This window comes from Martinezella calliandrae (assembly GCF_030272695.1).
GTDB lineage: Bacteria > Pseudomonadota > Alphaproteobacteria > Rhizobiales > Rhizobiaceae > Rhizobium > Rhizobium calliandrae.
Genome location: NZ_JARFYN010000008.1, coordinates 52,272 through 66,248 on the forward strand (window position 1 = coordinate 52,272; position 13,977 = coordinate 66,248).

Consider the following 13,977-nt stretch of genomic DNA (forward strand, 5'->3'; position numbering starts at 1 on the left):
ATCGTCGTCGAAGCTGCCATGAAAAGAAGAGGAGTGAGCATGAATATTGAACATACCGGCGCTTGCCTTTGCGGCAGCGTCCGTTTCAAGACATACGGGCCTTTGCGGGAGGTTGTTGCTTGTCACTGCTCGCAGTGCCGCAAGCAGACGGGGCTTTACTACGCTGCGACCAACGTTGCGCTCGGCAATATCACGATCGAAGGGGAGGAGGCGATCACCTGGTATCGTGCCAGCTCCTTTGCTCGTCGCGGTTTCTGCCGAACTTGCGGTTCCGCGCTTTTCTGGGTGGCTGATAACGCCGAGGAAATCTCGATCATGGCGGGTCTCTTCGACCGGCCGAGCGACCTGAAGCTTGCCTACCATATCTATTGCGCCGACAAAGGCGACTTCTACGAAATCACCGATGATCTGCCGCAGTACCGACAGGGCCGTCCGGGACTGCTGACAGCCGGGCCTTCGGATTAGGTTCGTGTCGATAAGCGCGATGCGTCCGAAGGGTTCGAACCGGCGCGGAGACGTCATCATCCGTTGATGGATTTCTCCGTCATCAAAGCCCGCATAGTCCTTGGTCAGCACGGCCTGGAGAAGGGGGCCGATCCGATCACCGCGCGATATAAAGGAACGCGCTGACGACAGAGACGCCGCCAACCGGGGCAAGAAATAGGAACAGGAGTTCAAGTCCAAGCGCCCACATCAGCAACTTCTGCTGCCCTGGCGTCAAACGCGGAGGCTTCTTTTCGGGTTCCCCAGGGGGCCCTCTTCTTTGATAGAACCCGCTCAAATCGCGATACATTTTCGCCTCCATCATTTATGGAGAAACCATGGTTGCCGCACTTAGTTCCTGCGATTGCTTTTTAGGCGAGCGCCACACCTCATACCGCTGGCATTAAGATGTTTCGCCTTGAAGAACAGTGCAGTTTCGAACAGGTCATCAAGAAGAGTACGTTTCGCGCCGTCGCAATCCCTATCGGTTCCGAGGATACAGCAAAACCAGCTCTTCAAACCATTGCCGCAGCTACAGGGGCCAATCACAATTGCTGGGCCTGGCGCATCGGACAAGCCTACCGTTTTTCAGACGACGGTGAGCCGGGCGGTACGGCCGGAAAGCCAATATTGGCGGCAATCGACGGGCAATCGATCGATTGTGTGCTTTTGGTGGTTTCCAGGTGGTTCGGCGGCATACTGCTCGGGACGGGAGGTCTCGTGCGAGCCTATGGCGGCACCGCTGCGGCTTGCCTGCGGGCAGCAAAGCTTACCGCCTTTTTGCCAATGATTGCGGGGCAAGCGAACATTCAGTTTGGCGATTTGGCGCTCGTGAAGGCACGCCTCGCCTCTCTCGATCAGGTTCGCGTCGTCGAACAACACTTCACCAATGAAGGTTGCGATGCGACAATTGAGCTGCCCCAAGCTGATTTCCAAGCCGTGGCACAACTCATTAATGATCTTACCAATGGGCGCTCGGTGCTCCGCACAGGCGATTGACCTCGCACCGATCGGTTGCCCCAGCACATATATCAATATGCTTTTAGATGATCGGCCTTTCGCCGCTCTTGTCTTCGATTCTCCGGTTGAGCTCTACGAATTCCTCGCGCAGGGCTGCAAGCTCCGTCAATACACGCAGGTCGATCTTCTGGTGCAGCGAGAGCACTTCCAGTTCAGCCTTGAGATTGACTTCGTAGTCCTTCGCGGCCTCGAAGCGGTCGCGTTCAGCCTGGCGATTCTGTGACATCATGATGATCGGGGCCTGGATCGCCGCGAGCATGGAAAGGACGAGGTTGAGGAAGATAAAGGGGTAGGGGTCGAAGGCGCGGGTGGCGAGCACGATCGTGTTGATGACGCACCAGACGACGAGAAAAGCAAGGAACGCCAATATGAACGACCAGGAGCCGCCGACGCGGGCAATGCTGTCTGCGAGGCGCTCGCCGACGGATGCCTTGGCCGAGAAGGCGGCGTTGATGTCGGTGGAAACGATTTTCCGCTCATGCGCCTTTTTCAGCACGCGCTTTTCGATATCGCCGAGCTCGTCGGCGGTCTTGTCGAAATGCTGATGAACGAAATTGGGTAAATTATACATGGGAACACTCCGAAGACTTGATCGCTTTCGGCGCAAGTATTCGATTGCCCAGTGGAAACGCAATGCGGAAATTGCCGCTGCCTAACTGTTCTCATCGATGAGCCGGGCGTGCGATGGGAAGAATCGGTCGAGACCGTAATCCCGCCCAAACATCGCGTCATGCTGCAGATAGTGATAGTCACGCATCACCTGATCGAGGTTCTCATCCTTGCGAGACCAATCCGGAAAGGCCTGACCGTCGCGCGTCGCCAGCTGATAGCGATCGATGATGTTGTATTTCTTCTGCACTCGACCGAGAAAGCCTGTGTAGAAAGGGTGCTCGTAGCCGGCGCTCTTGAGGATGTGATAGGGCAGTTGCGATGGACTGATCGTACCGATATCCCTGCGCACGCCCTTCTTGTTCGACCAGATGACCAGCGGCGTCTCATGCTCTTGCCTCATCACGTCGAGCGGCGCTTTTCGGTTCGCTACCTTTTCGGCCATGTAGCCCGTATCCGGATAGACCGTGCCAAGCGGCGGCAGATGATCGCCCCAGAGGACGATGATCGTTTCGCGGTCGCGCTTTAAAGCCCAGTCCATCAACATTTTCAGGCTCTGGTCGGCCTCGAAAACGCCCTGCGAGTAAGTCGCGAGCGTGTCGCGATTGGCATCGCTGAGATCGCCCGCGATGTCGACGGTATTGTCGGCGTAGCGATGCGGTTCATAGGGACCGTGACCCTGCAGGGTAACGGCAAAGAAGAAGAACGGTCGCTCCGTCGCGTCGCCCTCACGCATGATTTCCTTCATCAACGAACCGTCGGCGGAAAAAAGGCCACGCTTGTCCATAGGCGGCATGGTCTCCTCTGTGAGGAATTCCTCGAAACCGAAAGCCTTGTAGACTTCGTTGCGGTTCCAGAACCAGCCGCTGAATGGGTGCATGGCGCGCGCAGCATAACCTTCGCCGCGGAAGAAGGTCGCAAGCGAGGGCATTCGCCGGCGGATATATTGCTGGTAGGGAATGCTGCCGGAAGGCAGGAAAGCATTGGAGAACCCGGTCAGCGCCTCGAACTCGACATTGGCTGTCATGCCGCCGAATTCGGGGGAGAATACATGGCCTGATTGTGCCGCGCGTATGTTGGCCATGGGATCGGGCTTAAAGGTCAGATTGGAAAGCCTGGTCGGATCCCAGAGAGACTCGCTCATCAGCATGATGACGTCGGGCTTTTCGCTTGGGCTTGAAAGATAACCGTAATTGCGGGCGGGTATGGCATCGATCGCAGCTTGCCCGTAACCCGCTGGCGCTTTGACATCGGCCATCGGCAGGTTCAGCAAGAAGGCCATCAAGAAACCGTTATAGGCGTAGTTTTCCTTCTGATCCCAGACGATGGGGATGATGCGCAGCTTTTCCCGGATGAGCGAATTTTGCGTTGGATCCATCTGCGAGGCAAAGACAGCCATTAGCGGCAGGCAGATGGAGAACCGTGCGATCCTGGCATTGTGCGAAAGCGTTGCCGCATATCGCCAGAAATAGCGCCAGAGAAGGGCGAGGCCAGCGATCGAGGCAACAGTGCCGACAACGACCGCAACCGCGGTCCATGGCCGCTCGCGCAGCATCACCGGCATAAGCTCCATGATCTGACGGGCAAAAAGCAAATCCGAGGGGTAGAGCGGATCGGAGAGATAATGCTGCTTCTCACTGGAAATGAAAGCTGGGATCAAGGCTAAAGGGGCAATCACCAATATCGATTGATGATTGCGGCCGAAGATGGCGTCGAGCACCAGCATCAATAGCATGACGACGCCAACCGTCGTGAATGCGGGACGAATGGGCGAAATGAAATAGCCCGCAATATCCGTCAGTTCGCCGCGCGCAACCCATTCGACGGCGATAACCGTCAGGAGCGCAAGCAGGAAAGTCTGCATAAGGCTGAGAAACTGACGTAAAGCCGTCGATCGTTGTTGCGCCGCGGCAAGTTTTTGCAAAATGGCGAGCCTGGCTGCCGACGCAGAACTTGGTACTAAGGCAACCACCGGCCTCTCCGAAATGTTATAGATCGTTCACATAGGTGTCGCTCCTTTGTCATGAATACCGGATGAATCGCAAGGCCTGCTTAGTATTTTTAGTCGGAAACTACCGCCTATGCGAGCACCGCGCTCTTTGGCGCGCGAACACAGCCGAAGGCTGTTGCGCAACAGGAATGCGCTCGCTAAATATATGGCATGACAGAACAAAGCCCCATCACTCACACCATCCGCATCGCCGTCGCTCAGCTCAATCCGACGGTCGGCGATGTTGCCGAAAACCTTGCCAAGGCGCGGGAAGCGCGGGTTGAGGCGGCGCGCGAAGGCGCGCATCTCGTGTTCCTGACGGAGCTGTTCATCTCTGGCTATCCGCCGGAGGATCTGGTGCTGAAACCGGCCTTTATCCGCGCCTGCTGGAAAGCTGTGGAGAAGCTGGCCGCCGATACCGCCGATGGCGGACCGGGTGTGATCATCGGCTTTCCGCGCCAGGACGAGACGGGCCGCTACAACTCCGTCGCTGTGCTTGACGGCGGCAAGGTCATTTTCATCAGGGACAAGGTCGATCTGCCAAACTATGGCGAGTTCGACGAGAAGCGGGTCTTCGACGAAGGTACCATCGCGGGGCCGGTCAATTTTCGGGGTGTCCGGATCGGCATTCCGATCTGCGAGGAGATCTGGAACGATCTCGGCATTTGCGAAACGCTGGCCGAAGCCGGGGCGGAAATTCTCCTGGTTCCGAACGGCTCACCTTACTATCGCGGCAAGGTCGACGTCCGTCATCAGGTCGCGCTCCGCCAGGTGATCGAGTCCGGATTGCCGCTCATCTATGCAGCCCAGGTCGGCGGGCAGGACGAGCTGGTTTTCGACGGCGCAAGCTTCGGCTTCAACGCCGACAAAACTCTGGCATTTCAGATGAGCCAGTTCGAGACCGCTTTGGCGGTGACCACCTGGAAGAAGAACAATAACGGCTGGCACTGCACCGAAGGGCCGATGGCGCATATCCCGGAAGCCGAAGAGGCCGATTACCGTGCCTGCCTGCTGGGCTTCCGCGACTATGTGAACAAGAACGGCTTCAAATCGGTCGTTCTCGGACTTTCCGGCGGTATCGACTCGGCAATCTGTGCGGCGATCGCCGTCGATGCGCTCGGCGAAGAGCGGGTGCGGACCGTCATGTTGCCGTACCGGTATACCTCGGAGGCTTCGCTCAAAGACGCCGCCGATTGCGCCAAGGCGCTCGGCTGCCGCTACGATATCGTGCCGATCGAGGAGCCGGTGACCGGCTTCACCTCGGCACTTTCGGATCTGTTCGAAGGCACCGACAGCGGCATTACCGAAGAGAACCTGCAGAGCCGTGCCCGCGGCACGATCCTGATGGCGATCTCGAACAAGTTCGGCTCAATGGTCGTGACAACTGGCAACAAGTCGGAAATGTCGGTCGGCTATGCGACCCTCTATGGCGACATGAACGGCGGTTTCAACCCGATCAAGGACCTCTACAAAATGCAGGTCTATGCGCTGTCGCGCTGGCGCAATCTGCATGTGCCGCCGGGTGCGCTTGGCCCATCGGGTGAAGTGATCCCCGCCAACATCATCGACAAGGCGCCGTCAGCCGAGCTGCGAGCGAACCAGACGGACCAGGATTCGCTGCCGCCCTATCCGGTGCTCGACGATATCCTGGAATGCCTGGTGGAAAAGGAAATGGCCGTCGAGGAAATCGTCGCACGCGGGCACGATGTCGCGACCGTCCATCGTGTTGAACATCTGCTTTATCTCGCCGAATATAAGCGTCGCCAGTCGGCGCCGGGCGTGAAGATCACCAAGAAGAATTTCGGTCGTGATCGGCGCTATCCGATCACCAACCGGTTTCGCGATCGTTGATCGCGGCGCCTAATGGCGAGTGGAGAAGCAATGCGCAGTTCGGTCGAGATCTACAATATCCGCACCGGTGAAAATCGCGTGGTCTGGCAGACGGAGCGGCTGGTCGAGGCGCCGAATTTTTCTCCGGATGGGCGCTATCTATTGCTGAACGGCGACGGATTGCTTTATCGGCTACCGCTCGACGGCAGGGGCAAGGCCGTTCAGGTCGATACCGGCTTTGCGAGGCTATGTAACAACGACCATGGCATATCGCCCGACGGTTCGCTGATCGCCATTTCAGACAAGACAGAACATGGCAAGTCTTGCATTTATGTCCTGCCCGCCGAAGGTGGAACGCCGCGGCAAGTGACACGCAACCTGCCATCCTATTTTCATGGATGGTCGCCCGACGGTCGGCGGTTTTCGTATTGCGGCATTCGCGATGACATCTTCGATATCTACACGATTTCGATCGATGGCGGCCAGGAGATACGACTGACGCATGGCGAGGGCCGCAATGACGGGCCTGACTATTCTGCCGACGGACATTGGATCTATTTCAACTCCAGCCGCACCGGCCTGATGCAGATCTGGCGTATTCGTCCTGACGGCAGCGGGCTGCAGCAGATCACCAAAGACAATTACGGCAACTGGTTCGCCCATCCGTCGCCGAAGAACGACAAGGTCGTGCTGATCTCCTACGATCCCGATGTCTTCGACCATCCGCGTGATCTAAATGTCCGGCTGCGGCTTATGGATATGGACGGCGGCAATTTGACGACGTTGTTCGAGCTCTTCGGCGGGCAGGGCACGATCAATGTGCCGAACTGGGCGCCCAATGGCGACGAGTTCGCCTATGTCCGTTACGAGCCGGCTTGATCTCGCTGGACAGGTCAGTGCTCACTATAAATTTCGGATCGTTCGCAGGGCGCATCCGATCCGCGGGAAGGGCAAGGCCCACCTGATGCTACCACGGAAAGCAGCGTTGCTGCCCCCATTATCGGTAGCTGGAAGCCATGCTCCGGGTTTCAATTGCTCCACCCCATCCACTTCCCGACAACTTTGGCGCTGCTGCCTTTGGTCAAGTTGGGCAATTGGCCGCACATTCTGGATAAGCATCCTGATCAGATGAACATCCGCTTCGGCGATTCGCGTCGACCCTGACAGGCGAGCCCAGAGCGCGATTGGTTGACGCCGCTCGGCTTTGCGATCCTCAGTGCACAGGTGGAGACAGTGCGCCTACTCTTGGAGCGCGGCGGCGATCGTTCTGTGAGGGATGCGTCCGGTCGCACATAAGGAGGCCTGGCGCAAGAGACGGGATGGAGCGATCGTCTTATTGATCAAAGGGTCTATTGGGCGGGCTGCGGACCAGCCGCCTTCGGATGCTTGAGATCGAGGCTGCCCTGGTCGGGATCCAGGAATTGCGGTCCGACCTGACGCACCTTGTTTGTTGTGGGATCGTAGGGCCGATCGGGTGGCAGCTGTTTTGGCTGAATTTGAGTGATCGCCGGCGCGGTGGTCACCGGCGCCTGCCCTTGCGGTAACGTAAAATCGGGTTTAGGCCTCGGCGTCTCAATTGTCGTGATCGAGCTCTCCGGTTCTACCAGCGACTGCTGTTCAGGCGCATAGGGCTCCGGTTTCAATCTGGTGTTGATGACGGTGTCGGGCTCGGCAGAAGCCGGAATGCTGCAGCCATTCCGCTGCATGGCGGACAGCAATTGCCGACGCTGCGCACCCTCGGCGTCGACGCGGGTCAAGCTCAGCTCTCGCTCATCCATCAGCGAACCAAGGTCCTGCTCCATCCGATCAAGCGACCTCTGCATCTCATCGCAGGCGCCGCTGTCCCCAGAGCCTGAGCCGAAGATCACCACGCTGCTGTCGACAGTGCAGCCCTGATTGCGCATATCGCTCCTCAACTGCCGGATCACGACATTTTGGCGGACGATGGCGCGTGAAAGCTGCCGCGTCTCGGCGCTGGCACCGATGACTTCGGTGACATTGGCATATCGGCCGCGCAACTCGTCGCAAATGGTGTTCGTCTGCGCTAAGGCCGGCGCCGTCACCGACAGGGACAGCAAAAGACAAGAGGAAAAATTTCTGCCGCGGTTCACAATTTTGCTCTTCGAAAGCGGATCGACCCAGACAACGATACAGCATGGAGCTTAACAACGTTCCTATCAGAAATGTGCTTTCGCCGTGCAATTTTTACGAACCGATGAGAGTCGAAGCGTAGGCTCTATTTTTAAGGATGCTCTGCAAGACCTCCTGTCGGGGACTGCGCACGCACCGGCAATTTCGAGAGCGGTTGGCCGCCGGCGCCTTGACGACGACCGCCCCTGGGGGCGGGCGTCCAAGGCGGGTGTTGGCTTAATTCGGCTGAGAGGCTTCAACCACCGCAAGGGCGGCCATGTTGACGACGCCGCGCGAGGTGACGGAGGGCGACAGGATGTGGGCGGGAAGTGCCGTGCCGAGCAGGATCGGGCCGACGTGCAGGCCGTCGGTCATGGTCTTGACCACGCCGAGGGTGATATTGGCTGCGTCGAGGTTCGGGAAGACCAGTAGGTTCGCTTCGCCGGAGAGCGTGCTGTCCGGCATGACATGGCGGCGCAGGCTCTCGGAGATGGCGCTGTCGCCATGCATTTCGCCGTCGGCTTCCAATTCCGGTGCCATTTCGCGGACAAGCGCCAGAGCATTGCGCATCTTGGTTGCGCTTTCCGATTCCCGCGAGCCGAAGTTCGAATGCGAGACGAGGGCCACCCGCGGCGAGATGCCGAAGCGTTTGATCTCCTCGGCCGCCAGCACCGCCGACTCGGCGACTTCCTCGGCAGTCGGGTTAAATGTGACATAGGTGTCGGTGTAGAAGGTGGCGCCGCGCTGCGAGATCAGCAGGCTGAGCGCGGAGAAGTCGCGGACATCTTCGCGTTTGCCGATGATCTGGCGGACGACGCGCAGGTGGCGCTCATAACGGCCTTCGAGACCGCAGATCAGCGCGTCGGCCTCGCCGCGCTTCAGCGCCAGGGCGCCAATGACGGTCGCGTTGGTACGCACGATCGTTCGCGCCGCCTCCGGAATGACACCGCTACGCCCAACCATCGAGAAATAAAGGTCGACATATTCGCGAAAGCGCGGATCGTCTTCCGGATTGATGACGGCGAAATCCGTATTCGGCCGGATCTTCAGGCCGTAGCGCTTGAGACGTGTCTCGATAACGGAGGGGCGTCCGATCAGGATCGGAACGGCGGTGCCCTCTTCGAGAAGAACCTGGGCGGCGCGCAACACGCGCTCATCTTCGCCTTCGGAAAAGACGACGCGCTTGCGTTCGGCAATTTTGGCGGCCGCGAAGATCGGCTTCATGATAAAGCCGGAGCGGAAGACGAAGCGGTTGAGCTCGTCCATATAGGCGTCGAAATCCGGGATCGGGCGCAGCGCCACGCCGCTGTCGGCGGCCGCCTTGGCCACGGCCGGCGCGATGCGCAGGATGAGGCGTGGATCGAAGGGCGAAGGGATCAGGTGGTTCGGCCCGAAGACCGGCGTTTCGCCGGTATAGGCGCGGGCGGCAACATCGGAGGGCTCTTCGCGGGCGAGAGCGGCGATGGCGCGCACGGCGGCCATCTTCATCTCTTCATTGATCGTCTTGGCGCCGCAATCGAGCGCGCCACGGAAGATATATGGGAAGCAGAGGACGTTGTTGACCTGGTTCGGGAAATCCGAGCGGCCGGTGCAGATCATCGCGTCCGGGCGGGCGGCGCGAGCAAGGTCCGGCATGATTTCCGGCGTCGGGTTGGCGAGCGCCATGATCAAGGGCTTTTGCGCCATCTGTTCGAGAAGCTCGGGCTTCAGCACGCCGGCAGCCGACAGGCCGAGGAAGACGTCGGCGCCTGGAATGGATTCGGCAAGCACGCGCTTGTCGCTGTCCTGGGCATAGACCGACTTCCATTCGTCCATCAGGACGTTGCGGTCCTTATAGACCAGGCCTTCGATATCATGAACCCAGATGTTCTCGCGCCGTGCGCCGAGGATGACGAGCAGGTTGAGGCAGGCGAGTGCCGCAGCACCGGCGCCCGAGGCGACGATCTTGACCTCTTCGATCTTCTTGCCAGCCAATTCCAACCCGTTCAGGATGGCGGCGGCGACGATGATGGCGGTGCCGTGCTGGTCGTCGTGGAAAACCGGGATTTCCATCTTTTCGCGGAGGCGGCGCTCGACGTCGAAGCACTCGGGTGCCTTGATATCTTCCAGATTGATGCCGCCGAAGGTCGGCTCCAGGGCCGAAATCGAGCTGACCATCTCATCGACGGTGGGTGCGGCGACTTCGATATCGAAAACATCGATGCCGGCGAACTTCTTGAACAAGACGGCCTTGCCTTCCATGACCGGCTTGGAGGCAAGCGGGCCGATATTGCCGAGACCGAGAACGGCCGAACCGTTGGATACGACCGCAACAAGATTACCCCGAGACGTGTAGTCGAAGGCCGTTTCCGGATTGTCGCGAATGGCCAGGCAAGGCGCGGCAACCCCAGGAGAATAGGCGAGCGCCAGGTCACGCTGGTTGCCGAGCGGCTTCGTTGCCTGGATTTCGAGCTTGCCGGGACGGGGATAGCGATGAAAGAAGAGAGCCTGTTCGTCGAGATTGCCGCTCGCCATGTTCTTGGCTGCCTTCGATGTATCGTGCGTATCCATTACGCCCTCCGTTCCTGCTTGCGCTCGCATTTGAACCACCTGCATACATCAATCCCTCAGGGTGCACAGTATGCAATTGACGCAGAGGAAAGGTTTTTTGCGGCGGCTTTTTCACAATTGTTTTTCCTGTCCGGAAACTTAGACTTTCGGATCCAATGGTAAGCGCAGGGCTAATGCGTCACACGGGGTTCACGGCGCAGGCCTATGAGAGCGACAAACAGAGGAACCCCCATGCCCCTCATCGCTTCCCATCGCGGCGGCTCGCATCTTTGGCCTGAAAACACCCGGCTTGCCTTTTCCGAAACCGCCAAACTTGATGTCGATCTGGTCGAATTCGACGTGCATCAGACGCGGGACAGCAAGCTCGTTGTCCATCACGATGCGCTGATCGACCGCATGACGGACGGCAAGGGCGCGATCGCCGATTTAAGCTATGACGAACTGATGCGGCATATCGTCATCGGCAGCGGTGGCGAGACGATCCCGACGCTTGCCGAAACCATCGACATTTTCGGACCGTCCGCGGTCGATCTCCGGTTGGAAATCAAGACGAGAGTGGACGGCAAACCCTACGAGGGCATGGAAAGTCGCATTGTCGACGAGTTGTTGGCAACCGATATGCTGACGCGCACGATGGTGACGAGTTTCGCGCTCTCGCGCTTGGAAGCCTTCGCCGCCGCACTCGACGAGCGCGGCCTGAATGTCGGCGAACTCCTTGGCTTCATTTTTCTCTGCTCGCCCCAGACCGTGGCCCAGATCGGCTGGAGAGGGGTCATTGCCGCGCTCGGCAAATCTGGCATTCGCGAGATTGCATTGCGCGCCGACCTCATCGATGCCGCTGTGTTGGACCTTTTAAGGAGAGATGGTGTGACGGTCCATGGCTGGGCGGCTCATACGAGTGAAGCGGCCAAGGCGATGTTCCGCTTCGGTGTCGCCAGTTTTACAACCGATCGACCCGATCTCGCTATAGCTGCAAAGCGCGGCTGATTGCCCACGGTAAGTTCCTCCACACAGAATTTGTCATCATCCTGAAACACGAGTCTGATTTTGGAATAGCCAACGTAGGTAGGGCACGAGCATAAAGTTCGTGAATGAAAACATGGATGTCAGGCGATTTCGAACGCTGTTCATTTCCGATGTGCACCTAGGCTCGAAAGCGGCCAAGGCGGACTATCTTCTCGATTTTCTGCGCTATCACGAAGCCGACACCATCTTCCTTGTCGGCGATATCGTTGACGGCTGGCGCCTGAAGCGCAATTGGTATTGGCCGCAGGATTGCAACGACGTTGTGCAGAAACTGCTGCGCAAGGCGCGCAAGGGGACGCGTATCGTCTACATCCCCGGCAATCACGACGAATTCCTGCGCGACTTTCCCGGCATGCACTTCGGCGGCATCGAGGTCGCCGAGCGGGCGGTCCACGAGACCGCTGACGGGAAGAAATATCTTGTCCTGCATGGCGATGAATTTGATGTCGTCGTCCGCAACGCGCGTCTGCTCGCCTATCTCGGCGATTGGGCATACGATATGGCGATCTTCATCAACATCGGTCTCGCCGCGGTTCGCCGCCGCCTGAACATGCCCTACTGGTCGTTCTCGGCCTGGGCGAAGCTTCAGGTCAAGCATGCCGTCAATTTCATCGGCGAGTTCCAACGCGTCGTGGTTGAAGAGGCGAGGCGCAATGATGCCGATGGCGTCATCTGTGGCCATATCCATCACGCTGTCATCGAGAACCTTGATGGCATCCGCTATATCAATACCGGTGATTGGGTCGAAAGCTGCACGGCGATTGCCGAACACGAAGACGGTACTTTCGAGCTGATCACCTGGCAGTCGATTGCCGAAGCGCAGGCCGCCGGCGCAACCGTCGAGGATCTGCCGAAGGCGCTTGGGGCTCAGGCGGCGTAGTTATGCCGCCGCTTCACAGCTCCGATAACGGTTCGTCACAATTCTTGATCGTTGCGACCTGGCGATAGTCTAATATTTTCCCCGAAACGTTTCGGCAGGACTATTTCTCGCCATAGTCGTAATCACGATAGGATGATAGGGAAAAATCAGTTTCCCTTCAGGTCTGTCATGATTCCCGCTACAAAATCTCTGCAGGGCGAGGGTGCGCCTCCCTATTTTCGTTTGCGCAGCGCCTTGTCCTATTGTGCTCCCTTGCTCGTCAACGGGATTGCGCTGCCATTTTTCCCCGTGTGGCTGTCTGGATTGAATTTCGGCGATCGCGAGATCGGTCTTATTCTCGCCGTACCGATGGTGGTGCGCGTTCTCGTTATACCGATCGTCGGCATGCTTGCCGATCGCGTGGAGGAACGTGCGAATGTGCTGTTCTGGTCGGGCGCGCTGTCGCTCTTGACCGCGATTGCGCTTTACTGGACAAGCGATTTCTGGCCGGTGTTGCTGGTTTACAGCATTCAGGGTGCGACATATGCACCTTACGTACCGATCGTGGAATCGATCGCCGTTTCCGGCGTGCGGCGCTGGGGGTTCGATTACGGCTCGATGCGCGTCTGGGGATCGATCGCTTTCATCTTCTCCACGCTTGTCGGCGGTCAGATAATCGGCAGATGGGGCGGCACCATGGTTCTGCCGACCATGGTCGGCGGCTTTGTCCTGACAACGATGATGGCCTTCTTCTGTCCGCGCATCGGGCCGACACGCCGACGCAACCAGCCAATCAACCTGCAGGCATCGACGGGCAGCGGGCTGCGCTCACCGAAGTTGCTGATCAGCATGATCGGTGTGTCGGTGCAGCAGTCGAGCCATGCAATGATGTATACATTCGCGTCGATCTATTGGCGGGATCTCGGTTTTTCCGGCACGCAGATCGCCGTGCTCTGGAGCATAGGGGTCACCGCGGAGGTGATGGTTTTCTTCATGTCCCGAATGCTGAACCGCCGCTTCAGTGCCTGGACGCTGATTTTCTTCGGCTCGAGCATGTGCGTCCTGCGCTGGATCCTGTTTCCGATCAATCTCGGTTTCATCGGCTATTTCGTGTTGCAATGTTTCCATGCCTGCACCTATGCCTGCGTCCATACCGGCATTCAGCGCCGCATTGTCGCGTCGGTCCAGGAGACCCAGGAGGCGTCGGCTCAGGGTGCCTATTTCTTTTATAACGGCATGTTCCTCGGGCTGATGACCCTGGCGTCAGGCTATCTCTATGCGTGGCTCGGTCTTTCCAGCTACTATATAATGGCTGGCGTCGCCGCGTTCGGCCTCGCCATGGTATTCTTCGCCCGCAATCTTCAGTCTCGCGGCCCCGCGTTCGGCGCAAGAGCGAGCGAGGCATCCTGAGGCGTCAGACGAATTCATTTGGATATCAAGATTCTATAGCATAGTTTGACATCGGCGCGGCATAGAAAGC

Annotated in this window: 11 protein-coding genes; 7 read left to right on the plus strand and 4 right to left on the minus strand. The window is 58.5% G+C overall.

Translation table 11 applies throughout. The features are described from left to right. Positions 1–39 precede the first annotated feature (39 nt). Both PY650_RS08140 and PY650_RS08145 read left to right on the plus strand, forming a co-directional pair. Positions 40–465: a GFA family protein gene (locus PY650_RS08140; protein WP_285878590.1), complete on the plus strand. Its 426-nt coding sequence runs from the start codon at positions 40–42 to the stop codon at positions 463–465. Positions 466–891: 426 nt separating this feature from the next. Then, complete coding sequence (locus PY650_RS08145; RefSeq protein ID WP_285878592.1) at positions 892–1,482, plus strand: IMPACT family protein; 591 nt, start codon at positions 892–894, stop codon at positions 1,480–1,482. A gap of 43 nt (positions 1,483–1,525) precedes the next feature. On the opposite strand, the gene PY650_RS08150 is transcribed toward PY650_RS08145, so the two are convergent. After that, on the minus strand, positions 1,526–2,074 hold the full coding sequence (locus PY650_RS08150) for a DUF1003 domain-containing protein (RefSeq protein WP_285878595.1): 549 nt from the start codon (positions 2,072–2,074) through the stop codon (positions 1,526–1,528). A gap of 81 nt (positions 2,075–2,155) precedes the next feature. Then, positions 2,156–4,084, minus strand: a complete 1,929-nt coding sequence (locus PY650_RS08155) for an LTA synthase family protein (RefSeq protein WP_285878597.1) — start codon at positions 4,082–4,084, stop codon at positions 2,156–2,158. A gap of 189 nt (positions 4,085–4,273) precedes the next feature. On the opposite strand from PY650_RS08155, the gene PY650_RS08160 reads away from it, so the two are divergent. Beyond that, positions 4,274–5,953, plus strand: coding sequence for an NAD+ synthase (locus tag PY650_RS08160; RefSeq protein ID WP_285878599.1), 1,680 nt, complete (start codon positions 4,274–4,276; stop codon positions 5,951–5,953). Between the two features lie 30 nt (positions 5,954–5,983). After that, positions 5,984–6,811: a TolB family protein gene (locus PY650_RS08165; RefSeq protein ID WP_285878600.1), complete on the plus strand. Its 828-nt coding sequence runs from the start codon at positions 5,984–5,986 to the stop codon at positions 6,809–6,811. Between the two features lie 470 nt (positions 6,812–7,281). Here the strand turns inward: PY650_RS08165 and PY650_RS08170 are convergent, their stop codons facing one another. Both PY650_RS08170 and PY650_RS08175 read right to left on the minus strand, forming a co-directional pair. Then, on the minus strand, positions 7,282–8,043 hold the full coding sequence (locus tag PY650_RS08170; protein ID WP_285878602.1) for a hypothetical protein: 762 nt from the start codon (positions 8,041–8,043) through the stop codon (positions 7,282–7,284). A gap of 256 nt (positions 8,044–8,299) precedes the next feature. Further along, a complete protein-coding gene (locus PY650_RS08175; protein WP_285878604.1) occupies positions 8,300–10,612 on the minus strand; it encodes an NADP-dependent malic enzyme in 2,313 nt (770 codons plus the stop codon). A 231-nt stretch (positions 10,613–10,843) separates the two neighbouring features. Between PY650_RS08175 and PY650_RS08180 the strand changes: the two genes are divergently transcribed. The 3 genes from PY650_RS08180 (at position 10,844) to PY650_RS08190 (ending at position 13,907) form a co-directional block, all read left to right on the plus strand. Beyond that, positions 10,844–11,599, plus strand: coding sequence for a glycerophosphodiester phosphodiesterase (locus PY650_RS08180; RefSeq protein WP_285878606.1), 756 nt, complete (start codon positions 10,844–10,846; stop codon positions 11,597–11,599). A gap of 112 nt (positions 11,600–11,711) precedes the next feature. Continuing rightward, on the plus strand, positions 11,712–12,518 hold the full coding sequence (locus PY650_RS08185) for a UDP-2,3-diacylglucosamine diphosphatase (protein ID WP_285878730.1): 807 nt from the start codon (positions 11,712–11,714) through the stop codon (positions 12,516–12,518). 168 nt (positions 12,519–12,686) lie between these two features. Beyond that, positions 12,687–13,907 (plus strand): MFS transporter, encoded by a 1,221-nt coding sequence (locus tag PY650_RS08190; RefSeq protein WP_285878608.1) that lies wholly within the window; start codon positions 12,687–12,689, stop codon positions 13,905–13,907. Positions 13,908–13,977 lie beyond the last annotated feature (70 nt).